The sequence below is a fragment of the Streptomyces sp. NPDC056224 genome, assembly GCF_042267665.1.
In the GTDB taxonomy this organism is placed as follows: domain Bacteria; phylum Actinomycetota; class Actinomycetes; order Streptomycetales; family Streptomycetaceae; genus Streptomyces.
Genome location: NZ_JBHJTK010000002.1, coordinates 166,381 through 188,132 on the forward strand (window position 1 = coordinate 166,381; position 21,752 = coordinate 188,132).

The 21,752-nt window shown below is 71.8% G+C and carries 19 protein-coding genes; 8 read left to right on the plus strand and 11 right to left on the minus strand.

Annotation, left to right across the window (positions count from 1 at the left end; genetic code table 11):
- Positions 1-183: 183 nt before the first annotated feature.
- A complete protein-coding gene (locus tag ACFCZ1_RS04830; RefSeq protein ID WP_376676921.1) occupies positions 184-933 on the minus strand; it encodes a TioE family transcriptional regulator in 750 nt (249 codons plus the stop codon).
- 58 nt (positions 934-991) lie between these two features.
- Between ACFCZ1_RS04830 and ACFCZ1_RS04835 the strand changes: the two genes are divergently transcribed.
- The 3 genes from ACFCZ1_RS04835 to ACFCZ1_RS04845 all read left to right on the plus strand — a co-directional run bounded on the left by ACFCZ1_RS04835 (position 992) and on the right by ACFCZ1_RS04845 (position 4,872).
- Positions 992-2,194 carry an erythromycin esterase family protein gene (locus ACFCZ1_RS04835; protein ID WP_376676922.1) on the plus strand — a complete coding sequence of 401 codons (1,203 nt, stop codon included), beginning with the start codon at positions 992-994 and terminating at the stop codon, positions 2,192-2,194.
- 633 nt (positions 2,195-2,827) lie between these two features.
- Positions 2,828-3,742 (plus strand): class I SAM-dependent methyltransferase, encoded by a 915-nt coding sequence (locus ACFCZ1_RS04840; protein WP_376676923.1) that lies wholly within the window; start codon positions 2,828-2,830, stop codon positions 3,740-3,742.
- Complete coding sequence (locus ACFCZ1_RS04845; protein ID WP_376676924.1) at positions 3,739-4,872, plus strand: hypothetical protein; 1,134 nt, start codon at positions 3,739-3,741, stop codon at positions 4,870-4,872. The genes ACFCZ1_RS04840 and ACFCZ1_RS04845 overlap by 4 nt, the downstream gene beginning before the upstream one ends.
- A gap of 55 nt (positions 4,873-4,927) precedes the next feature.
- Here the strand turns inward: ACFCZ1_RS04845 and ACFCZ1_RS04850 are convergent, their stop codons facing one another.
- Genes ACFCZ1_RS04850 through ACFCZ1_RS04870 form a run of 5 tightly spaced genes read right to left on the minus strand, consistent with a single transcriptional unit; the run spans position 4,928 to position 9,225 of the window.
- On the minus strand, positions 4,928-6,319 hold the full coding sequence (locus tag ACFCZ1_RS04850) for a cytochrome P450 (RefSeq protein ID WP_376676925.1): 1,392 nt from the start codon (positions 6,317-6,319) through the stop codon (positions 4,928-4,930).
- Complete coding sequence (locus ACFCZ1_RS04855; protein ID WP_376676926.1) at positions 6,316-6,945, minus strand: ATP/GTP-binding protein; 630 nt, start codon at positions 6,943-6,945, stop codon at positions 6,316-6,318. Before ACFCZ1_RS04855 ends, ACFCZ1_RS04850 begins: the two co-directional genes overlap by 4 nt.
- On the minus strand, positions 6,926-7,285 hold the full coding sequence (locus tag ACFCZ1_RS04860) for a DUF742 domain-containing protein (RefSeq protein WP_376676927.1): 360 nt from the start codon (positions 7,283-7,285) through the stop codon (positions 6,926-6,928). The genes ACFCZ1_RS04855 and ACFCZ1_RS04860 overlap by 20 nt, the downstream gene beginning before the upstream one ends.
- The gene (locus ACFCZ1_RS04865) at positions 7,282-7,686 is read right to left on the minus strand and encodes a roadblock/LC7 domain-containing protein (RefSeq protein ID WP_376676928.1); all 405 of its coding nucleotides are present in this window, start codon (positions 7,684-7,686) and stop codon (positions 7,282-7,284) included. The genes ACFCZ1_RS04860 and ACFCZ1_RS04865 overlap by 4 nt, the downstream gene beginning before the upstream one ends.
- Before the next feature lie 6 nt (positions 7,687-7,692).
- The gene (locus tag ACFCZ1_RS04870; RefSeq protein WP_376676929.1) at positions 7,693-9,225 is read right to left on the minus strand and encodes an ATP-binding protein; all 1,533 of its coding nucleotides are present in this window, start codon (positions 9,223-9,225) and stop codon (positions 7,693-7,695) included.
- A 519-nt stretch (positions 9,226-9,744) separates the two neighbouring features.
- Between ACFCZ1_RS04870 and ACFCZ1_RS04875 the strand changes: the two genes are divergently transcribed.
- Positions 9,745-10,074 carry a hypothetical protein gene (locus ACFCZ1_RS04875; protein ID WP_376676930.1) on the plus strand — a complete coding sequence of 110 codons (330 nt, stop codon included), beginning with the start codon at positions 9,745-9,747 and terminating at the stop codon, positions 10,072-10,074.
- 225 nt (positions 10,075-10,299) lie between these two features.
- Here ACFCZ1_RS04875 and ACFCZ1_RS04880 read toward each other — a convergent pair whose 3' ends face one another.
- Positions 10,300-11,571: an MFS transporter gene (locus ACFCZ1_RS04880; RefSeq protein WP_376676931.1), complete on the minus strand. Its 1,272-nt coding sequence runs from the start codon at positions 11,569-11,571 to the stop codon at positions 10,300-10,302.
- Positions 11,572-12,007: 436 nt separating this feature from the next.
- Here ACFCZ1_RS04880 and ACFCZ1_RS04885 point away from each other — a divergent pair, with 436 nt between their 5' ends.
- The 3 genes from ACFCZ1_RS04885 to ACFCZ1_RS04895 all read left to right on the plus strand — a co-directional run bounded on the left by ACFCZ1_RS04885 (position 12,008) and on the right by ACFCZ1_RS04895 (position 15,647).
- Positions 12,008-12,286: a hypothetical protein gene (locus ACFCZ1_RS04885; protein WP_376676932.1), complete on the plus strand. Its 279-nt coding sequence runs from the start codon at positions 12,008-12,010 to the stop codon at positions 12,284-12,286.
- 177 nt (positions 12,287-12,463) lie between these two features.
- Positions 12,464-13,018, plus strand: a complete 555-nt coding sequence (locus ACFCZ1_RS04890; protein WP_376676933.1) for a hypothetical protein — start codon at positions 12,464-12,466, stop codon at positions 13,016-13,018.
- Positions 13,019-13,760: 742 nt separating this feature from the next.
- Complete coding sequence (locus ACFCZ1_RS04895) at positions 13,761-15,647, plus strand: ATP-binding cassette domain-containing protein (protein WP_376676934.1); 1,887 nt, start codon at positions 13,761-13,763, stop codon at positions 15,645-15,647.
- Positions 15,648-15,721: 74 nt separating this feature from the next.
- Here ACFCZ1_RS04895 and ACFCZ1_RS04900 read toward each other — a convergent pair whose 3' ends face one another.
- Positions 15,722-16,807: a DUF5937 family protein gene (locus tag ACFCZ1_RS04900; RefSeq protein ID WP_376676935.1), complete on the minus strand. Its 1,086-nt coding sequence runs from the start codon at positions 16,805-16,807 to the stop codon at positions 15,722-15,724.
- 99 nt (positions 16,808-16,906) lie between these two features.
- Between ACFCZ1_RS04900 and ACFCZ1_RS04905 the strand changes: the two genes are divergently transcribed.
- Positions 16,907-18,121: an MFS transporter gene (locus ACFCZ1_RS04905; RefSeq protein ID WP_376676936.1), complete on the plus strand. Its 1,215-nt coding sequence runs from the start codon at positions 16,907-16,909 to the stop codon at positions 18,119-18,121.
- Between the two features lie 37 nt (positions 18,122-18,158).
- Here ACFCZ1_RS04905 and ACFCZ1_RS04910 read toward each other — a convergent pair whose 3' ends face one another.
- The 3 genes from ACFCZ1_RS04910 to ACFCZ1_RS04920 are packed head-to-tail and all read right to left on the minus strand — an operon-like array spanning position 18,159 to position 21,639.
- Complete coding sequence (locus ACFCZ1_RS04910; protein ID WP_376676937.1) at positions 18,159-18,512, minus strand: UBP-type zinc finger domain-containing protein; 354 nt, start codon at positions 18,510-18,512, stop codon at positions 18,159-18,161.
- Positions 18,509-19,966: an ATP-binding protein gene (locus tag ACFCZ1_RS04915; protein ID WP_376676938.1), complete on the minus strand. Its 1,458-nt coding sequence runs from the start codon at positions 19,964-19,966 to the stop codon at positions 18,509-18,511. Before ACFCZ1_RS04915 ends, ACFCZ1_RS04910 begins: the two co-directional genes overlap by 4 nt.
- Entirely contained in the window at positions 19,963-21,639 is a 1,677-nt protein-coding gene (locus ACFCZ1_RS04920) for an FAD-dependent oxidoreductase (RefSeq protein ID WP_376676939.1), read from the minus strand. Before ACFCZ1_RS04920 ends, ACFCZ1_RS04915 begins: the two co-directional genes overlap by 4 nt.
- Positions 21,640-21,752: the final 113 nt, after the last annotated feature.

Consider the following 21,752-nt stretch of genomic DNA (forward strand, 5'->3'; position numbering starts at 1 on the left):
CGTGAGTGTACGCCGCCCGCGTAGACGGAACCCGAGCCGGAGCCGGAGCCGTAGCCGGAACCCCCCAGAACACCACCTGTCCCAGCCGCTGTTGCCCACGTCCCGCCGGCCGTCGGCCGTCAGCCGCCCCCGGCGTCGAGGCGGGGGAAGGGTCGGGGGACGGGTCGGCCGGCGACCGGAGCGTCATCCGCGCTCGCGGAGGTGTGCCTCCAGCTCTGCGGCTCCGGTCAGCATCGCCCGCCCGCGGGAGGACAGCCGACCGTGCCAGTCGCACAGTGCGGCCTCCAGCGGCTCCAGCCCGCCGACCGCCCGCACCTGGGCGATCAGCGGGGCGATCTGCTCCAGCAGATAGCCGCCCCGCCTGAGTTGGTGCACCAGCCTGGCGTCCCGTACGTCGGCCTCGTCGTAGACGCGGTACCCGGTCAGCGGGTCGCGGCGCGGTCGCACGAGCCCGGCGCGCTCCCACTTGCGCAGCGTCGCGGGCCGGATTCCGAGCTTCCCCGCCAGCGGTCCGACGAACGTGCCGCCGGGCCCGGACGGCGCGGCCGGCTCGGCCCCCGCACCGGGCTCGGGCTCCGTGGTGGGCCCCAGGTCGCGGAGGGCGCTCTCGACGGCCCGGAGGGTCCGCCTGTCGTCGAGGAGCTGGGCGTGACTCTCGTCGATGAGACGGAACGCCTCGTCGACCGCACCCTTGTTCACCGCCCGCATGATCGACGCCGCCGTCTGGTGACCGTGCCCGGGCACCAGGGCGAGGAACGCGCGCAGGGCTCCCGCGTGCAGCGACGTATAGGTGCGGTAGCCGTGGGGTGTGCGGTCGGCGGCCGGGAGGATGCCGGCCTCCTCGTAGTTCCTGACCGCCTGCGTGGACAGACCGTGCACGCGCGCCAGATCAACCGGCCTGAGCCGCTTACCGCTTTGAAGGTTTTGCCCCATGAGACGGACAATATCGCGGCAAGGTTTCAACCGAAGGTTCAACGATACCGTTGAAGGCATGGCGACTGACATCAAGGAAACCGCGCATGCCGTGGAGGCTGCCTCCGTCATGAGGCTGCTCCCCGCCCGGCCCCGGCTGCTCGCCCTGGGCGAGCCCACCCACGGCGAGGACGCTCTGCTCGACCTGCGCAACGAGCTCTTCCGGCAGCTCGTCGAGCAGGAGGGCTACCGGACGATCGCGATCGAGAGCGACTGTGTGAGGGGTCTGGTCGTGGATGACCACGTCACCTCGGGCAGGGGCACCCTCGACGAGGTCATGGAGAACGGATTCAGCCACGGCTGGGGCGCCTCCGCGGCCAACCGCGAACTCGTCCGCTGGATGCGCTCCCACAACGACGGCCGGCCAGTGTCCGAGCAGGTCCGCTTCGCCGGTTTCGACGGTCCGCTGGAGATCACCGCCGCCGCGAGCCCCCGGCAGGCCCTCACCGCACTCCACGACTACCTCGCGGCCCGGGTGGACCCCGGCCTGCTCCCCTGCACCGCGGAGACGCTCCACGGTCTGCTCGGCACCGACGACCGGTGGACCGATCCGGCCGCGATGCTGGACCCCGGCCGGTCCGTGGGACGGTCGGCCGAGGCCGGGGAGTTGCGGCTGCTCGCCGACGATCTGGGGGCGCTGCTCGACGCGCAGATGCCGCACCTGCTCGCGGCGACCTCGCGGGACGACTGGGACCGGGCGCGACTGTACGGGCGCACGGCGACCGGCCTGTTGCGCTACCACTACTGGATGGCCGACACCTCACAGGCCCGTATGACCCGGCTGGTGGGCCTGCGGGACCAGATGATGGCCCACAACCTCCTCGCCGTCGCCGCTCGGGGCCCGGCGCTCGTCCACGCCCACAACTCCCACCTCCAGCGGGAGAAGAGCGCGATGCGGATGGGCGGGACGCCGCTGGAGTGGTGGAGCGCCGGTGCACAGGTCAGCGCCCGGCTCGGCGGGGGATACGCCTTCGTGGCCACGGCCCTCGGCACGATCCGGCACCGGGGCGTGGACGCGCCGCCGCCGGACACCGTCGAAGGACTCCTGTACGCGCTCCCGGAGGACCGGTACGTCATCGACGCCTCGCGTCTGACCACCGCTCTCGGCGACACCCGGCCCGCGCCCCGCGTGTCCCCCTGGTTCGGCTACGCCCCGCTGGACCCGGCCCACCTGGCGGACAGCGACGGGCTCGTGTTCGTCAAGGACGTCGCGCAGCGCTGATGCCACCTCCAGCGGTCCGGCCTGTCGGGGCGCCGCGCCTCACACGCGCAGGAGGCGCCCCGGCCCGGACCCGGTGAGGGTGCCTCGGCCCATTCCAGGAAGGGGTCCTGTCGACGGCCTCCTCCAGCATGTCCAGGCGCACGTGGGCGGTCGGCCGGCCGGCCGGCCCCGACGATGTGTTCGTTCAGGTTCTCCCCCGAGCCCAGCCTCGCCCGCTCGGTCATCATCGTGTAACCGATTCATTCCATATGTGGCGCCTTGCCGCGATCGCGCCCTCGAAACCCTCCTCGGAGCCGGAGCCCGCCGACGACGCGACACGGTCGTACGGGCCTTCGACCGCAGGCCCGACCGGACGGTGCTGCCCTCGCTGCTGCGCCGCTACATCCCGAAGCGGATACGGCCATGGCGACGCCGCCGTGGCGCACGGGGCAACGGCGAACGGCCGGGAAAGTCTGCGTGGCGCCCCGCCGCACGAACGGATGTTGCTCTGCGTTGTCACAGTGGCTGACGTGAGGCCCACGAAGTGCCACGATGATCCGTGCTTCAACAGTGTGCCGGTCGGGACGCGGTAAGAGGGCGGAAGCGCGTCCCGGAGACAGCCCTACCCCACGAAAGGGCGGACACCCCATGCGCGTGACACCCCTCGTATCGTCCTTAGGCAGCGGCCGGGGCTCCGCCGCGGACGACCCGGTGCGGCTCTACTACAGCCACAAGACACAGGAGATCCTCCAGAAGTACGGCCCGGGCCCCCGCGTGCACTTCCACGTGGGGCTGTACCCCGACGGCCCTCCGGACACGACCGTCCCCCAGAGCGCGCTGAAGCAGCACCTGCTCGAAGCGCAGGAGCGGATAGTCGAGCACGCGGCCCGTTCGTGGGGCGCGTTCGAGGCTCCTCCCCGGCGGCTGCTGGACATCGGCTGCGGCCTGGGCGGCACGTCGCTGTACTGGGCGCAGGAGCACGGGGCATCGGTGACCAGCCTCACCGTCGCGGCGGAACACGTCTCGTTCGTACGGCACTTCGCCCGCCGCGCAGGGGTCGAGGGGCGGGTGAAGCCCGCAGTGGCGGATGTTCACGACCTGGACCAGACCCGTGCGTACGACGCCGTCTACGCCAACGAGAGCAGCGGCTACACCGACCGGGCCCGTCTCTTCGAGGTCGTCGCCAAGGCGCTGGAACCCGGCGGATGGTTCGGGATCCAGGAGCATTTCGCGGGCCGCTCCGAGTGGCGCGATTTCATGGACGGCTACTACAGAACGCGCCTGGGACGGCGCGGGGAATACCTGGCCGCGGCTGAGGCCGCCGGCTTCGAACTGGTGCAGGACGAGGACGTGACGGACTCGGTGGCGGAGTTCTGGGTACAGTCCATGGCGTGGAACACCGCCGAACTCGATCGGCTCCGAGCGGGCGCCGGCCTCGTCCAATCCGGCGCCTGGACCGGCGAACGGCTCGCACAGTCGACGATCGCGCACAGCAAGTTCTTCCGGCTCTGGCGTGACCACGCGGTGGAGACGCGGCTGCTGCGCTTCCGGATCGGTGGCGCCCGATGACCGCTTCGCCGCGCCCCTCGCTCCTCGGTACGCGCCTGCCCTCCTTCTACTGCCCGCTGGAGCGCGACCTCGTCCATCCCGAGGCGAAACAGGTGGAGGCCCGGGCGGTCGCGTGGCTGGACTCCTTCGGCCTGTACCCCGATCCGGTCGAGCGCGCATGGGGCCTCGCCACCCACAGCGCCGACTTCTCCTGCCGCATCATCCCCGACGGGAACGTGGATGCCCTCCTGCTGTTCACCGAATGGAACTACTGGGCCAACGCCGTCGACGATTGGCAGGATTCGGGTTCCGACGAGGTGGGGACGGGTGCCGTCGTCGAACACGGTGCGCGTCTGCTGCGGACCATCGAGGCACCGGGGGTCTCACTGCTGCCCGACGGTCCCATGACCCGTGCGCTGGTGGACCTGGTGAGCCGCACCCATGCCATGCTCACGCCCTACGAGCTGCGCAGGTTCGTCGAGGGCACGCGCGACTGGCTGCTCGGCGCGGCCTGGCGGGCCGCCCAGGCCGAGACCGGGACCATGCCGGGGCTGAACGACTTCGTCGCCATGGGGCCGCTGGCGAACGGCACGCGCTTCTCGCTCACCTGGTCCGACGTCGCCCGCGGAGACCGCCTGCCGGCGGACGTGCTCTGTTCCCCGGCGCTGACGGCGCTGACGGACGCGGCGGGATTCGTCGTCAGCGCGGACAACGACCTGTTCTCCTACGACAAGGACGACCACCTGGAGCCGCGCGAGGTGAATCTCGTCAACGTCCTCGCCCACCAGGAGAACTGCTCCCCCGCCGAGGCGGTGCCGCTCGCGGTGGCCTTGCGTGACCGGGTGATGGTCCTCTTCATCAGGCTACGGGCGCAGTTGGAGAACGGGGTGGACGGGCAGGGCGGGGTGGTCGCGAAGGACGGGGCGTCCGGGGAACTGCGCCGTCACCTGGCGGCGTTGGGTCACTACGTGGCCGGCTCCATCGCCTGGCAGAGCCGGGCACCCCGGTACGCGAGCCCGCGCAATCGGTACGAGCTACCCCTCGCGGAAGCCGGGTTCGCGGTCCGGTTCGCCGACACCCCCGGCGTCGCCGGAATCGAGCCGCCCGATCTGCCGGCCCTCGCGTCCTGGTGGCAGCAGGTGCGCGGCTGAGCGTTGCCGAGGGCCCCGGCCGGTGCGGTCGGGGCCCTCGGCGCGGACGGCCGGCTCAGCGGCGGCCGAGCAGTCGGCGCCACCAGCTGACGCCACGGCGGCGTACGGCGACCCCGGGCGCCGACGTCGGCTGCTGCGGGATCGGCGCGTGCGCGGGGTGCCCGGACGGCTGCTCGGGCGGGGATTGCGGTTTCGGCACGGGGCGCGGGGCGAACCGTACCGGCAGTGACAGCAGGTGGCGTGACATGAGGGTGCCACGCCATTGGAGCTCGCTCGCGTCGACCGCAAGCTGGAGGTCGGGCAGCCGGTCCAGCAGGACCTCGATGCCCGTGTCCGCGATCGCGCGGCCGATGTCCTGGCCCGGACACTCGTGCGGTCCGCTGCTGAAGGCCAGGTGGGAGCGGTTGCCGTGGACGGAGGCGTCGGGGTCCGGCCGGATCTGCGGGTCGGCGTTGCCCGCGGCCAGGCCGAGCAGGACCATGTCGCCGGCCTTCACCTGCTGGCCGCCGAGCAGGGTGTCACCGGTGGCCCAGCGCCCGATGATCGTGTTGATCGGCGGGTCGTCCCACAGGACTTGCTCCAGGGCGTCGGGCAGCGTCATGTGGCCGCCGGAGAGGCTCGCCCGGAAGCGCGGGTCGGTCAGCACGGTCCGCAGCGTGTTGGCGATCAGGTTGGCGGTGGTCTCGTAGGCCGCGATCAGCACGACGCGCAGGTGCATCAGCACTTCGGTGTCGCTCAGGTTCGCGGGGTGCTCGATCAGCCAGGAGGCAAGGTCGCGGGCGGGCTTGGCCTTGCGCTCCATGACCAGGTGTTCCAGCGTGGCGGTGACGTAGCGGTCGCTCTGGAGGGCCGTCTCGGTTCCCTGGAGCATGTCGCGTGCCGCATTGACCAGCAGGGGTCCGTGTTCGTCGGGTGCCCCGATGAGCTGCGTCATGACCAGCATGGGGAGCTGGTCGGAGAAGGCCGTCACCAGGTCGGCGTACCCCTCGCCCGCGACCTGGTCGACGAGCTGGTTGGCGAAGCGGGTCACGTAACGGCGGATGCCGCGCTTGTCGAAGCGCTCCAGGGACTCCACGACGGCCGCGCGCAGCCGCTCGTGAACGGGCCCGTCGGTGAAATTGCACACCGGTACCCAGGAAACCATGGGGCCCAGCGGGGTGTCGGCCGGCACCCGGCCCTCCCTCATCTCGCGCCAGCCCCGCGGGTCGCGGGCGAAGCGCGAGGACATGCGTGCCACGTCCAGGTTCTCCCGGTGACCGAGGACCAGCCATGCCGGGAGGTCACCGCTCACCAGCACAGGGGCCACCGGCCCGTGCTCGGCCCGCAGCTTCTCGTACAGCGCGAGAGGGTCGGCTTGAGCCTCCGTTCCGTGCAGGCGGTACAGACCGCCGGCCGATCCCGCCGTGTGTGCGGGGCATTCGGGCGGTGGGGTGGGGCTGGTACTCACATTGCCTCCTGGGTGGCTGCCTGGGAGTGCAGGTAGCGCATGAGGGTCAGCAGGACGTCGCGGGACGAGTCCCGTCGTCTGGCGTCGCAGGCGAGGATCGGGACGGCGGGGGGCAGGTCGAGGGCTTGGCGCAGTTCCTCCAGTGGATGCTCGGGCGCGCCGGGGAAGGAGTTGACGGCCACGACGAAAGGGACGCCCCGTTCCTCCAGCCGTCCTATGACGTCGAAGCTGATCTCCAGCCGACGGGTGTCGAGGAGTACGACCGCTCCGAGCGCGCCCTCGAAGAGCCCGCGCCACAAGAACCAGAAGCGCTCCTGGCCGGGTGTTCCGAACAGGTACAGCACGAGCTCGTCGTTGATGCTGATGCGACCGAAGTCCATGGCCACGGTGGTGGTCATCTTGCGGTCAACGCCCCAGGTGTCGTCGACGCCGACGCCGGCCCTGGTCATCGTCTCCTCGGTCGTCAGCGGCTTGATCTCGCTGACCGCGCCGACCATCGTCGTCTTGCCCACGCCGAAACCGCCGACGACGACGACTTTCACGGCAGCCGCGGCCGTTTGCGGGAGCACGTCCGCGCGGCACGGCCCGGCGGGCTCGGCGGCCGGGTCAGAGCTTCTGAAGTCCATCGATCACTGCCTCGATCAGAGCAAGGTCGGGTAGCTGCGCGGCGGGAACGGGCGGACGGACGGACACCTGCTGAGTGGCCATCAGGTCTCCGACCAGCACGGTGACGACGCTCACGGGCAGCCCCGCGTACGCGGCGATCTCGGCCACCGACAGCGGTGACCGGCACATCCGCAGGATGGCCGCCTGCTCGGGCTGCGTCTCGGGCCGGGCGGGCCCTTTGGCCACGACCAGGGTCACGAGGTCCAGATGGACGGCGGTGGAGGGGCCGCTGCGTCCGCCGGTGATGACGTACAGCCGTTCGGGGCTGCCGTCCTCCCAGCTCGTGGGCGGCTCATTCACGCGGGCTGCCCGTCATGTCGGGGCGGGCTGCTCAGGTGGTCCCCCATTCGGGTCACCAGGTTGCGCATCTGCGCGCCCATCAGGCCCGCGTCGACGTCCTCGTCGGCGAGGACCGCGAGGTAGGAGCCGTCACCGGCGGCCATCAGGTAGAAGAACCCGCCGTCCATCTCGATCACGACCAGGCGCATCCTGCCCTCGGATCGGGGCAGTTCCGCGGCCACCGCTCCGGCGAGGCTCTGCAGGCCCGCGCAGGCCGCCGCCAGGCGGTCGGCGGTGTCGGCCTCGGCCCCGTACTGCGCCACGCACAGCCCGTCCGCGGACAGGACGATCACGTGCCGCGTCTGGGGCACTCCGACGGCCAGGTCCTTGAGCATCCAGTCCATGCTGTTTCGCTGAGTCATCACTGCTTAGGCCCCTTTGGTGGCTGAACCCGACGCGTCCTGGGCGTCCTGCGCGTCATGGCCGGGCACGCCGGACAGTCCGCTGTGGAACGCCTCCAGCCACATTCCGGGGCCGCGGCCGTCCACCGGCTGCGGCTCCGCGGCCGGCCGGGCGTCGGAGGTGGTGACACGGTCCTTCCGGCGTCGCTGCGGCAGGCCGGTCGCGGTACGTTCGGCGGTCGGCCCGCTGCTGACGGGCGCCGGCCTGGACACCGGTGCCGGCGCCGACCGGGGCGCGGACACGCCGGCCGAGGAGAGGTCGAGGGGGTGCTCGCGCGGTGTGGCGGCCACTGCCCTGGGCCCCGAGGAGGAGCCGATCCCGTGGGCGAGACCGGTCGCCGCGGACGCCATGGTGATCAGGTGCTGCGGCACGATGACCACGGCGCGGACGCCGCCGTACGCGGACGAGCGCAGCGACACCTGGAACCCGTACGCCTGCGCCAGACGGCCGACCACCGCCAGGCCCAGCCTCGGCGTCTCGCCCAGGTCGTTGAGGTCGATGCCGGACTGCGCCTGCGCCAGCATCTTCTCGGCACGGCGGCGGGCCTCCTCGCTCATGCTCAGGCCGCCGTCCTCGATCTCCACGGCGATGCCCGACTGCACCTCGACGGCCGTGAGGTGGACCCGGGTGTGCGGTGGTGAGTACCGGGTCGCGTTGTCCAGCAGCTCCGCCAGGGTGTGGATCAGCGGCTCCACGATCGGGCCGACGACGGCGACCTCGGAGACCGAGTGGAGCTCCACGCGCTGGTAGTCGATGATCCTCGACATCGCACCGCGCATCACGCTGTACAGGGTGACGGCCCTGCTCCACTGGCGGCCGGGCCGCGCACCGCCGAGGATCGAGATGGAGTCGGCGAGCCTGCCGATCAGGGCGGTGCCGTGGTCCAGCCGCAGGAGATCACCGAACACGTCCGGGTTGCTGCCGTGCCGGTCCTCCATCTCGCGCATCTCGTGGGCCTGCTGATGGACGATCGCCTGCACGCGGCGGGCGACGTTCACGAAGGCCCGCTGGGCCGAGTCGCGAAGACTCTCCTCGTTGTCGACCGCGTCGATGACATGAGCCAGCACGTCCTGCAGGGCGGCTCTGAATCGCGGGGTCAGGGCCGCGTCGTCGCCCCAGCGGTTGCCGGTTCCGCCGCGTCCTCCCAGGGAGGTCAACACCTCCTCGGCCGGCTCGCCCTTGCGCAGTCGCTCGATGGCCTCGGGCAGCACCGACGAGGACAGCCGGACCGCCTCGGATTCCTGCCGGGACAGGGCGTGCCGGAGGGCCGCGACCTGGCTGTTCCGGGCGGCGAGCGCGCGGCCACGCCGTAGCGCTTCGAAGAACACCGCGGCGGTGCACGCGGCGCCCGCGGCGATCAGAACGGTGCCGACCGGTGCCGAGGAGGAAGCGAGCGCCCCGCCCAGGCAGGCGGCGGCCACGGCCACGATCGCGGGCAGCAGCAACTTCGTTCCCCCCTCCAGTTGGGTCGTTTCGGGGGGAATATCTCTTTGCTCCATCGACGTCCTCGAACTATCGAAAAGGATGACCTTCTGACCGGTGGGCGGGAGCTTAACTACGGCCAACTGCCCGCATGTGTGGTTTCGTTGGAGTTCATCGGACCGGAGGAACCGTTATGCGCCATCGACTGCGGCGCATTCCGGGACCGGCGGAGGCCCGTCCACGGCGAGCGACGGCAAAGAGCGAGGTCGACGGCGTGTCGGCCCGTTCGCGACGACGGAATTCGCACTCACATTACGATCCGTTCCGGCCGGATGGCCGCGTACGGAAGTGGTGCCCCGGACAGAAATGCGCTATAAGCGCGAGGCGGGGCAGGACCGCGTGCTTCTGCTCGACGGGTACCGCCGGGTCGGCGGCCGCACGCCGAACGGGCGGACGGCGGCCGGGCGGCTGCTCCGCGGACGCGGCGGCGTCACCGGCCGGGCGGACTCGTCCGTGCGGGGCTCCTGCCCCACACTGGTACATGGGCACCCCCCACCGCTGGTGCCGTCCGGATCCCGGCGTGCGGGAGGCGCAGCATGATCATCAGTCACCACATCTCCGAAAGCGCCCTGCACGTGAAGATCCTGCAGGAGCTGAACGTGACCAATCGAGCCGCGGCCGCGCTGCAGATCGAGTCACTCGTCCACGCGCGCCGCCCCACCCTGGTCACGATCGAGCTGCCGACCCACGCCCCCTCCCCCATGACCTTGAGCGCGCTGGCCCGCGCCTCCCGGATGTGCGAAAGCCTCGGTATCCCCCTCACCGCGACCGGGCCCGGCGAGCAGGCACCCCGGCTCCTCCTCGGTCACAATGCCGGCGCCGCCCGACCCCAGTGGCTGGAACACGGTGCGCGCCACGACCACTGATCCGTACCCCGAGGGCGCCCCCTGCCGTCTCCCGACGCATCAGTGCGAGGCCGCTGACCACTACATGCAGATGGGCTTGGAGGCGGACCCGGTTCATCGGCCGTGCGGGCCGGCGGCCGGGGATGGAGTCGTCGTGACCGCCGAGCCTCCGCCGGTCCGCCGTGCCGGAGGAAGGCGGCACGTCCGCCAGGCATCGGTGGCGCAGCGCACGGGGGCCTGACAGGGTCACGCGTCGGCGGGCTGCCCCTGGGGGTGGCGCTGTTTGTCGTCCTGGGGGATGGCGGTCAGCCTCCGGAGGCTGGGGACCAGGAGCAGGGCGGTGTTGGATGCGAGGATGCCGAGGCAGCAGATCAACATGACCCGGAACGCCCCGAGGCGATCCGCCACGGTGCCGGCCAGGACGTAGCCGAGCGGTACGAGGGCGCTCTCGCCGAGCATGATCAAGGAAGTCACCCGGCCGATGAGGTGCTCGGGAACCTGCTGCTGCTTGGCCGTCTCGAAGAAGACGACGGCAAGTTCCAGGCTCATGCCGCTGACCAGCATGAACCCGAGGAGCAGGGGAAGGTGGGGGGTGCTCGCCAGCACGGCCAGCGGCAGAGGCCACACCAGTTGCACCAGGACGCAGGCGAGCATCAGCCGCCGCGGACTCCACCGCATCGCGACGACCGACCCGAGCACCATGCCTGCCGAGAAGGCGGAAACAGCCCAGCCCCAGTAGGCGGCCCCTCCCTGTCGTCCGGACAGGACCAGGGGCCCCAGCAGCTGGTAGCCGGCCAGCCACAGGGGGACGGCGATGGTGCCCGACAGGGCGTAGCCCCACATCCAGGGGCGGCTGCGGAAGGCCTGCCAGCCCTCACGCCCTCCGCTCAGCAGGGAGCTGCTCTTGCTCTCGCGGGCCGGCATGCCCACCTGGAGCCCCAGCAGAATCACTGCACACATGGCGAACGACGCACCAGCTGCCACGAGGACCTGTCCGAAGCCGAACTCCGCTCCCAACAGTGACCCCAGACCGGGCACCGCGATACGGGCGAGGTTGAGGACCAGACGCAGCGAGGCATTGGCCCGCTGCAGCGCCGTGGCCGGGACCAACTGGACGATGAGCCCCTGGAAGGCCGGCTGCACGGCTGCGGTCGCGGCTCCCGTCATGGCCGAGGCGACGGCGAACATCCAGACGGCTGTTCGTTCGGGAGACGTGATCAGGAAAGCGCCCATGACCCCCTGCACCGCCGCGAGGACCGTGTTCCCGGCCACGGCGAGGATCTTGCGCGGGATGCGGTCGGCCAGCACCCCGCCCACGGGAAGAAGGACCGTCTGCGTCAGAACAGAGCAAGCCAGCACGAAACCGGCGGCGAAGCCGTCACCGCCCACCCGCAGAACGGCAAAGGCCATGACCACGTTGACCAGGCTGGTACCCGCTGTTGACACGCCGCGGCCGGCGACGTAACGGATGTACGGGCCACGCCACTCGGTGACCGGCTGGGCAGTGGGGCGGTCCATGAAAAGGACTCTTACACGGGGGACGGCCGGTGGTCAGGCAATGGGAGCCGTCGCCGAAGCCCTTTCCCAGGTATACGACGACCTCGACCAGGAGCAGCACGATGCCAGTGCGCATGAGTACGCGTACCCATGCGCCGCATCCGGCTCCGGATCGGCCGTCGGCCGGTTCCGAGGTACTGACTCACCGACTGCGGGCCAGGCCGCCCCGAAACCCGCGGTACGAGGTCCGCCGAACTGCGCGGCGTCGCGAACGCCTGGCGTGCGTTCGCCGAGACCCCGTGCCCGTCCGTCAGCGGGCTCGCGAGCCCCTGCCACGCGCGCTGACGGACGACTCGGTGCGCGGGGACGGACGCACCGAAATTGCACGGCGTCTGTCGGTGCCGGGTGGCAGGATCGGTGGCGCGTCGGGCAATCCGACTACACCGGGGGGACGGACATGGACAGCGAGAGCCTGTACGAGTGGCCGCGCGGGGCGACACCGTCGGACATGACGCGGCTGGAGGCGTGGCTCGCCGAGCACGGCTGGGAGGTCGACCCGACGGTCTTCATGGCCGGCGCGGGCGGCACCGCCGTCCAGGTACGGCGGATCGAAGCGGACTGGGCGGACGGGGAGGCGGGGCTGCTGATCCTGCCCGCGGAGACCGTGCTGTGGGACGGCCTGCGGATGCGCATCGCACCCCGGTCCGCCGTGGCCGCGCGGTGCCCGGCCTCGTAGGCCGGCCGGGTGGGGCAGGGTGGGGCCGGTTGAGGTCGTCGAGGATGTCCTGGACCTGAGCGATGTCGTCGGGCGGCGGAGGCGAAGTACGTTCCGACTCACGGCGATCCACAGGCTCACCGCCGGCTCGGGTGGCCACCAGGAGGGCCTGTCAGCGGGCGCGGATACGATCACGAAATGTCGAACTCGTACACGACGCTGTGGACCAACGATCTGTGCCGTTGGCTAGAGCGGGCCGGTTACGGTGGCCAGCGGCTGACCATGCTGTTCGGTGGACCGCACCAGTCGCTGCCGAGTTTCCAGCGAGCCGGCGTGCGGCCCGGCGATCGGATCTACCCCGTGCGGGTCCTGCGCACCCGGCTGCACGTGCTGGGCGCGATGGAGGTGTCCCGGATCATCCCCTACGAGGACGCGGGTTCGGTGCTCCACGATGACGACTACGCAAAGCTCCTGGACTGGCGGCCGTTGAAGGCCGGCTGTGTCAGGGAGGTGGTGACCGGCCCGCCGGGCTCGCCCCTCTCGTTCGGCACGACCGTGCCACCGGATCTTCTGGAGCGGTTGACCTACACCTCGCGCCGTGGTGAGCGGACCCTGAAGTACGTCGAGGAAGGCAGACTGATCCGCTCGGTCAGCCTCCAGGGCATCTACCGGCTCGCGCCCGCCTCAGCCGCTGAACTGCACCGGCTGGTCCTGAACGCGGAAGGCACCACGCTGCCGCGGCAAAGGGACTGAGCGCCACGGGCGACGCCCCGGTGAGGCCGGCCGAGCCGGAGGCCGCTGGACCGTCCGATCGGCCGTCGCCGTGCGTGTCCCGGACAGGGACGGCGACCGACCCGGGAAGCACGAGCCGCGAGCCAGGCGGGCGGCCGTGCGGCGGGCGGCGGGCGGCGGGCGGCGGGCGGCGGGCGGCGGGCGGCGGGCGGTACGAGCTGACGGCAGCACGGCCCGGGCATCCGGCTCGAACAGCCGCTTGTCGTCGATGAGGCTGGTCCCGGCAACCGCCAGAGCCAGCCGTCAGGACCAGCCGCCAGGGCTACGCCCGACGCCCGGCCCCCGTCCGGGTATGCGCCGGCGGGGCCCGAGCTCCAGCCCTCGGGACCGCGAACACCCCTACCGCGCCGTGTGGTCGCACCCGCGACCCGGCGCACCGACGAGCGACCGGAGCCCCTACCGAGGGCCGCAAGCGGTTTCCGAGCACCTGACCCCCGCACCGGCCGGTTTCGGCCAACCTGCCCCACCGGCCGGCCCGGGAGCCTGACGGCAGCCGGACACGATCAGCGGCCACGCCAAGGGGGCCGCCCCCGCGAGGTCGGCCAGAACCCGCTGCTCCTGCCCCCGGCCTGCGCTCTACTCACTCCCCCCAGTTCCGACGACCCCGCAACGCCCCTCCGCACCCTGCGGACCCGGGCTTCGCCGCCATGCGCGGGTCCGGACGAACTGGCCTCCACGACAACCCAGTTGAAGGAGACGCCGCATGTCCGCGCAGCAGACCGAGAAGCAGAAACCCGTCGCACCGCCAACCCCTCCGGAGTTCACGTACAGCTGGGGCCAGCACAACGAGACCATGGAGGCGCTGTCGCTCGGGCACATGGCCCGTCGTGTTCCCGCCGCCCTCAAGCAGACCGCGCGGCTCGCCCTCGCCGTCAACCGCACCGCCTTCCACGTGCTCGTCGCCGCCCAGATCCTCGGCGGGATCTGCACGGCGGCAGCGCTCGCGGCGATCTCCCAGGCGATGGTCCCGCTCCTGACCGGGGACGGCGTCCAGGAACGCGTCTCGGCCGCCGCCTGGCCCCTGGCCATCGCCGCCGCGATGACCGCCCTCGGCGCGCTGGCCTCCATCGGCTCCGGCAGCGCGGCCCGACGCCTCAATCCCGGCATGGCCACCCTCGCCGACCTCGCGATGGTCGACGCCCACATGGACGTGGAACTCGCCGCCTACGACGCCCCCGACTTCACCGAACGCTCGGAGGCCGCCGAGACCGGCTCCGCCCGCTCCGCCATGCTCCTGCAGGACGCCCTGGGCTTCACCGGCGGAATGATCGACATGGTCGCGGTCGCGTCCGTCCTCGCCGTCGTGCACCCCGTACTCCTGCCGCTGCTCCTGCTGTCGGTGGTCCCCCGCGGCCTCGGCTCCGTGTACGCGGCCCGCCTCGACTACCGCCTCCACAACCAGACGATCGCCGCCCGCAACATCAAGCACATGATGCGCTGGCACCTGACCACCCCGAAGCTCGCCGATGAGCTGCGCGGCAACAGCATGCGGCCCTACGCCCACCACTGGTACGCGGCCGTCTGCGAGCGCATCGACTCCAAGATGGTCAGCTCCGCGCCCCGCTACCTCACCGTGTACCTGATCGCCGCCACCGCGTCCGGGGTCTTCGTCGTCGCGACGTACGGGGCGCTCGCCGGACTCGTCATCGGCGGCTACATGGCCATCGCCGCGGCCGGCACGGCCATCGTCGCCATGCGCACCTCCACCGCCGCGCTGTCGCAGCTCGTCGTCTACGGGGCGGCCATGTTCCAGCACGCCCTCTACCTCGGCGACTACACCGCCTTCGTCGAGGAGGCCGCCGAGAAGTCCGGCCCTCGCGGCCCGCACGTGATGGAGAGCGCTCCGGAAAAGATCCGGCTGGAGGAAGCCGCCTACACCTACCCGGGCAAGGACACCCCGGCCCTCGGACCGGTCTCCCTCACCCTCGCCAGGGGTGAGGTGGTCGCCGTCATCGGGGAGAACGGCGCCGGAAAGTCCACGCTGATCCGGCTGCTGACCTCGCTGACCGCCCCGACGGCCGGCACGGTCTCCTGGGACGGCGTCCCGACCTCGGACGCCGATCAGCGCTCCGCCTGGGCCCATGTCGGCCTCGTCACCCAGTCGTACGGGTACTGGCCGTTCTCCGCCCGGGAGAACATCACCCTCGGCCAGCCGGACCCGCGCGGCGAAGCGGCCGTGTGGGAGGCTCTGGACGCCGTCGGCATGCGGACGACCGTCGAGGAGTTCCCCGACGGCCTGGACACGCTCCTGGCCCGCTCGGTCTGGGGCGGGCACGAACCCTCCGGCGGACAGTGGCAGCGCATCGCCTGCGGTCGCGCCTTCCACCGCAAGCCGGGCCTGCTGGTCATGGACGAGCCGACGAGCGCCATGGACCCGCGCGGGGAACACATGGTCTTCTCCGGCCTGCGGCGCATGAAGGAGGACCGGATCACGGTGATCGTCACGCACCGGACGGAGAACTGTCGCCTCGCCGATCGCATCATCGTCCTGGACGGCGGCCGCATCGTGGAGCAGGGCTCCTTCGACCAGCTCGTCACCCTGAAGGGGGGCCGCTTCCGCGAGCTGTACGAGCTCTCGCAAGACCGATGACATGAGGGGGTGCGGAGCTCGCCCGTCGCGGTGCGCTCCGCACCACGCTCCGCGTTCCGGCGGGCCGGAGCCGCTCAGCGCAGTACGGCCGCCAGCAGGTCGGCGCCCAGCGCCGTCAGACCGGGCAGGTCGAGGGTGTAACGGACGTAGCGGCCGTGCCGCCGGGCCGTGAGCAGGCCCGCGCGGCGCAGGACGGCGAGGTGGCGGGAAACCTCCGGGGGTGAGAGTTCCCAGGCGTGGGCCAGCTCACCGTTGGTGTGCGGGCCGCGGGCCAGGGTGCGCAGCAGCCGCAGGCGTACCGGGTGGGCGAGTGCCTCCAGCCGTAGCGTGACCGTTTCCAGGGATACCGGCTCTGAAGGACTCGGCTCGGCCACGGGGTACTGCACCACCGGCTGCCACCCGGGCGCGTGGACCGCCACCAGGTGCGGGCGGCCGAAGACACTGGGAATGAAGGTGACCCCGGTGCCACGGGCGGCGGTCGACTTGTCCTGCAGTTTGTCCACGATGATGAAGTCGCTGGCCGGTGCCAGGGTGACGGCGCCGGAGACCGATGCGAGTGCCGCCCCGATGCCCTGGCGCTTGAGCAGGTCGTTCTTCAGGCGCAGGTCGGCGGCGAGCTGCACGGCGACGCCCGTCCAGGCTGCGTCGAAGAAGGCCTCGGCGCACTGTTCGAGGGTGTGGCGCACCCGGGCCCGGGCGGCGGCCGGGTCCGCGAGCAGCCGTTCCGCGAAGGCCTCTTGCCGGGCGCCGCGGGCCTGGGCCAGGTCCAGGGCCCGCTCGCGCGCGGTCGCGTCGGAGAGCGGCGACGGCGCGGCGAAGTGGACCCGGTTGCCGCCGCACGTGGTGACGAGCGCGGCGGTCACGTACGTTTCGTCGTCGATCCGGTCCACGTCGTCCAACTCCTCGGCGAGGGTGGGCCGGGGCCGGGCGGGGATCAGGAAGTCGGCCTGGGAGGAACGCCAGAGGAACTCCGCCTCCCGCAACCGCTCGGCCAGCTCCGGCCGCAGCCCTGCGCGGACGTCCCCTGCCCAGCCGGCGAGCTGCGGATGATGCCCGGGTTCGGCCAGCACGTGCAGCATCGCGGTCAGCTCGGCCAGCGGGGAGGCGGCGAACCGCACGCGCCCGGACGGCAGGCAGCCGATGTCGATCCTCAACGTCACCCCCTCATCATCACCGACCGGACGGCGGGCGACGGCGTCGGTTGACGGTGTCCGTCAACCGACGCGGCCGGCCCGGCGGCCGAACGCAGCGTTGACGCCATGGCTACCACCACCAAGATCAAGCCCCGCGCCCTCGTCCGGGCCTCCGGAGGCCCCCGCTATGCCGTCGCCCTGGCCGTGGACGCGCTCGGCACCGGCCTGCTGCGGCCGTTCCTGCTGCTCTACGGGGTGATGGTGCTGAGGCTGTCCGCGTCGGCCACCGGCATCGCCATGACGGTCGGCATCGTCGTGGGTCTGGTCTGCATGCCCGCGGTGGGCCGGTGGCTGGACCGGGGCGCACGCAGCACGGTCGTGGCGGCGTCGATGCTGGTGCGGGTGCTCGGCGTGGCGCTGCTGCTGGCCACGCCGGCGGGGCACGTCTGGCTGTTCGCGACGGCGGCGCTCTTCCTCGGCGTCGGCAACCAGGCGTGGCCGGCCGCCCACGCGGCTCTGGTGGCCACGGTCGCCCACGGCCGGGACCGCGACACCGCTCTCGCGGGAGCCCGCGCCCTGCGCAACGCCGGCCTGGGCGTGGGCGCGCTGATCGCCACCGCGTGCCTGACGGGCGGCACGACGGCGTTGCAGGCGCTGGCGGCCGTCACCGGGCTCGCCTATCTCACTGCGGCGGCCCTGGCGTGGTCGGTCCGCGTACGCGCTCGTCCGGCCGCTGTGCCGGCCGGGGGCGGGGAGGAGGGGCCCGCACCCCGGATGCGCGGGCTGCTGGCCGCCAACGTGGTCTACGTCTTCTGCCTCAACGTCCCCGAGATCGCTCTCCCCCTGATCCTGGTGACACAGTTGCACGCGTCCCCCGTGTGGTCCGCGGCCGTCTTCGTGGCCAACACGGTGCTGGTGGTCGCCCTGCAGGTTCCGGTCACCGTCCTGATGTCCCGCTTCTCGCGGCGGACCGTGCTGGCGCTCGCCGGCGTGGTACTCACCGCGTCCTACCTCGGATTCCTCGCGGCCACCTCACTGGGTCACGGCTGGGGTGCCCCGGCCGTCGCCGCGGTGTCCGTGGTCTGCACCATCGGCGAGATCATCTATGCCGGCAGTGCCACCGCGCTCGTCACCGTCCTCGCCCCGGCGCACGTCCTGGGACGCACCCTCGCCCGCTTCGAGCTCTCCACGGGCTTCGGCCTCGCCGTCTCCCCGGCGGTCATCACCGCCCTCGCTCCCCATGGCTCGGCCGCCCTCTGGGGCAGCCTCGCCGCCGCGACGCTCCTCTCCGCCGGCGTCGTCGCCACGGAGGAGGATCAGGGAACTCGGCTCAGCGGTTGATGCCGCCGGACGCGAGCAGGCGCGTGGGACTTCGCCGTCAGGGGTGGAGCAGGCGCGTCCAGTCCTCGGGGACCCGGTCGGCCGGGCCCGGCGCCGGCTGGTTCGCGGGGTGGCTGGCCGGCGGGGTGAGTTCGGGGCCGGACTCGTACAGTTCGTCGCTGTCGTAGTCCCAGAACCAGTCCTCGCCCGGCTCGAAGCTCTGTACCAGTGGGTGGCCCGTGGACTTCCAGTGGCCGGTGGCGTGCTGGGCCGGGGAGGAGTCGCAGCAGCCGATGTGCCCGCACTGGGCGCAGCGGCGCAGGTGGAACCACCAGCCGCCGACCGCGTCACATGCGGCGCAGCCGGTGCCGGCGGGCGGGACGCCCGGGTCGATTCCGTCGATGTCCGTCATACGGGCTCCTCGGCGCTCTCGGTGTCGGGGGCGGTCAGGGGCAGCAGCACCTGGAAGCGGGTGTCGCCCGGTGCGGATTCGACCTGGAGGCTGCCGTGGTGCTTGTTGACGACGATCCGCCAGGAGATGTCCAGGCCGAGGCCGGTGCCCTCGCCGACCGGCTTGGTGGTGAAGAAGGGGTCGAAGATCCGGCTGCGGATGTCCGCCGGGACGCCGGGGCCGGTGTCGCGGAACTCCACCAGCAGGCGGTCTCCCTCCCGTGCCGTGCGGACCGTCAGGGTGCCGTCCCCGCCCGTGCCGGAGATGGCGAAGACGGCGTTGTCGATGAGGTTGGTCCACACCTGGTTGAGCTCCGCCGGGTAGGCGGGCACGTCCGGCACGGAGCGGTCGTACTCCTTGACCACGCGGATCCGGGGACCGATCTTGCCGGACAGCATCAGAAGGGTGCTGTCGAGGAGTTCGTGGACGTCGACGACCCGGTGCGGGGCACGGTCGAGCTGCGAGTACTGCTTGGCCGCGTCCACGAGGTGGGAGATGCGGGTGGTGGAGTCGTCGATCTCGTCCATCAGCAGCTCGGTCTCGACCGTGTAGTTGAGCCAGCCGATGGCCGACGGCAGGATGTCCTCGGCCACGGTCGCGGCGACCTGCTCCAGCCACTCCGTGTCCAGCCCGGCCTGTACGAAGGTCGGGGCGATCCGCCAGCCCTCCGCGAGGCCGTGGCCGTCGAGCCAGTCGGCGAGCTCGTCCTCCCGGTCGGACGCCTCCATCGGGCTCAACGCCACTGCCTTCGCGACGCGTTCGACGGTGCGCTCCTGTATTTCGATGAGGTCGGCGATCGCCTCGCGGGAGTAGTCGCCCTGGGCGATGACGGCCAGCTTGTGCCGCATCTTGCCGACCCGCTCCCGCAGCGTGGCGGTGGCTCGGACGGCTGCCGCGGCCGGGTTGTTGAGCTCGTGGGTGAGCCCCGCGGACAGCGATCCGAGGGCCAGCAGCCGTTCGCGCTGTCCTACGGCCCGCTGGGTGTTCTTCGAGCCGAAGAACAGCCCCTCCAGGAGGTGCGCGGCCATCGGGAACCATTCCTGCATGATGTCCGCGAACGACTGGGCGGGCAGCACGAAGAACCGGGTCGGCTCGGTCACCCGCATCGAGTTGTTGTACGTCTGCGGCACCCGTTCGCCGAGGTAGGCCTGCATGGCCCCGGCGTACACGCCTCGCTGCGAGGTCCGGCTCACCTCCACGTCGTCGCCGCCGACCCGGCGGTACAGCACGACGGTGCCCTCGATCATCACGTAGAAGCAGGTGGCCGGGTCGCCTTCGGTGTACACCGGGCCGGCTTCGAACCGCTCCACCCGCCCCTCGGAGCACAGCCGCCCGAGCTGTTCCGGGGAGAGCTTCTCGAACAGGAACAGCGAGGCGATCTCCTGGGGGCTGCAGGGCATGACCTGGCCGCTCATGACTGCTCCAGGTAGCGGTGGACGAGCATCACGGCCATGGCTCCCTCTCCGACGGCGGACGCGACGCGCTTCGCGGACTGGGCGCGCGCGTCACCCGCCACGAACACGCCGGGGATGTTGGTCTCCAGGTGGTAGGGCGGCCGGTCCAGTTCCCACTCGGCCGGTGGCCGGCCGTCCGGCGTGAGGTCCGGCCCGGCCAGGATGAAGCCGTGCTCGTCGCGCAGCACCGTACCGTCCAGCCAGTCGGTCAGCGGGGCCGCGCCGATGAACACGAACATCCACTGGGCGTCGACGAGTTCGGTCGCGCCGCTCTCCTCGTCCCGGAGCGTCAGCCGTTGCAGGTGCCCCTCGCCGTGCGCCTCCCCAACGACGGTCCGGGGCCGCACCGTGATGTTCGGCGCCTCCTCGATCTGCTGGACCAGGTAGTGGGACATCGACGCCTTCAGCGACTCCCCGCGTACCAGGAGGGTCACCGACTTCGCACCGCGCGCCAGGTACATCGCCGCCTGCCCGGCGGAGTTGGCGCCGCCCACGATGTACACGTCCTGACCCTGGCAGGAGGCCGCCTCGGTGAGCGAGGAGCCGTAGTACACCCCGCAGCCGCTCAGTTCGGCGCAGCCCGGTGCCTGGAGCTGCCGGTACGACACTCCGGTCGCCAGGATGACGCTGTGCGCGGCGACCGCCGAGCCGTCGGAGAAACGGACGACGCGTGCCGGGCCGCTGGTCTCCAGCCCCGTGACCTCGCGCGCGGTGAGGATCTCTGCGCCGAACCGGCCGGCCTGGCGGCGGGCGCGTTCGGTGAGCTGCGCGCCGGACACCCCGTCCGGGAAGCCGAGGTAGTTCTCGATGCGGGAGCTCTGCCCGGCCTGCCCGCCGGTCGCCGACCGCTCGACCAGTACCGTCCGCAGTCCCTCGGAGGCCCCGTACACGGCCGCGCCGAGCCCGGCGGGGCCGCCGCCGATCACGACGAGGTCGTAGAAGTCGGCGGTCGGCGTCGTCGCGAGCCCCACGTGGGCGGCCAGTTCGGGCGCCTCCGGCTCGATCAGTGGGGTGCCTTCCGGGGTGATCACCAGGGGCAGGCGCTCTCCGTCGGCCCCGGCGGCCTCCAGCAGGCGCCGTCCCTCGGGCTCGTCGGAGGAGTACCAGCGGTAGGGCACCTGGTTGCGGGCGAGGAACTCCCGCACGGCCGAGGAGCGCGCCGACCAGCGGTGGCCGACCACCTTGGTGGCCGGAACCGGCCGGTAGTCGCTGGCGCGCCAGGCCGCCAGCAGGTCGTCCAGGACCGGGTAGAGCTTCTCCTCCGGGGGGTCCCACGGCTTGAGCAGGTAGTGGTCGAGGTCGACGACGTTGATCGCGTCGATCGCCGCGTTGGTGTCGGCGTAGGCGGTCAGCAGGACGCGCCGCGCGCCCGGGTACACGTTCAGGGCCTGTTCGAGGAACTCGATGCCGTTCATCTGCGGCATCCGGTAGTCGGCCAGGATCACCGCCACCAGGTCGCCGCGCAGTTTCAGCTCGCGCAGCGCCTCCAGCGCGGACTCGCCCGACTCGGCGCGTACGATCCGGTACCCGGCGCCGTAGCGGCGGCGCAGGTCACGGGCGATGGCGCGGGAGACTCCCGGGTCGTCGTCCACGGTCAGGATGACCGTGCGCGCGGTGTCGGCGGCCTGTGCCATGCGTCTCCACCCCGAGCGGTCTGGGCGGGCGGCACGGGGGGCCGACCCCGCCGGTTCCCGTCCATCGTATGTTCGATCGTCCGGGTTCGCGCCGGGACGCCGCGTGCCGTGCG

Coding starts and splice junctions, on each gene's coding strand:
- ACFCZ1_RS04830 (WP_376676921.1), bottom strand. CDS start 933: ATGGGGCAAAACCTTCAAAGCGGTAAGCGGCTCAGGCCGGTTGATCTG.
- ACFCZ1_RS04835 (WP_376676922.1), top strand. CDS start 992: ATGGCGACTGACATCAAGGAAACCGCGCATGCCGTGGAGGCTGCCTCC.
- ACFCZ1_RS04845 (WP_376676924.1), top strand. CDS start 3,739: ATGACCGCTTCGCCGCGCCCCTCGCTCCTCGGTACGCGCCTGCCCTCC.
- ACFCZ1_RS04855 (WP_376676926.1), bottom strand. CDS start 6,945: ATGGACTTCAGAAGCTCTGACCCGGCCGCCGAGCCCGCCGGGCCGTGC.
- ACFCZ1_RS04865 (WP_376676928.1), bottom strand. CDS start 7,686: ATGACTCAGCGAAACAGCATGGACTGGATGCTCAAGGACCTGGCCGTC.
- ACFCZ1_RS04870 (WP_376676929.1), bottom strand. CDS start 9,225: ATGGAGCAAAGAGATATTCCCCCCGAAACGACCCAACTGGAGGGGGGA.
- ACFCZ1_RS04875 (WP_376676930.1), top strand. CDS start 9,745: ATGATCATCAGTCACCACATCTCCGAAAGCGCCCTGCACGTGAAGATC.
- ACFCZ1_RS04880 (WP_376676931.1), bottom strand. CDS start 11,571: ATGGACCGCCCCACTGCCCAGCCGGTCACCGAGTGGCGTGGCCCGTAC.
- ACFCZ1_RS04885 (WP_376676932.1), top strand. CDS start 12,008: ATGGACAGCGAGAGCCTGTACGAGTGGCCGCGCGGGGCGACACCGTCG.
- ACFCZ1_RS04890 (WP_376676933.1), top strand. CDS start 12,464: ATGTCGAACTCGTACACGACGCTGTGGACCAACGATCTGTGCCGTTGG.
- ACFCZ1_RS04895 (WP_376676934.1), top strand. CDS start 13,761: ATGTCCGCGCAGCAGACCGAGAAGCAGAAACCCGTCGCACCGCCAACC.
- ACFCZ1_RS04905 (WP_376676936.1), top strand. CDS start 16,907: ATGGCTACCACCACCAAGATCAAGCCCCGCGCCCTCGTCCGGGCCTCC.
- ACFCZ1_RS04910 (WP_376676937.1), bottom strand. CDS start 18,512: ATGACGGACATCGACGGAATCGACCCGGGCGTCCCGCCCGCCGGCACC.
- ACFCZ1_RS04915 (WP_376676938.1), bottom strand. CDS start 19,966: ATGAGCGGCCAGGTCATGCCCTGCAGCCCCCAGGAGATCGCCTCGCTG.
- ACFCZ1_RS04920 (WP_376676939.1), bottom strand. CDS start 21,639: ATGGCACAGGCCGCCGACACCGCGCGCACGGTCATCCTGACCGTGGAC.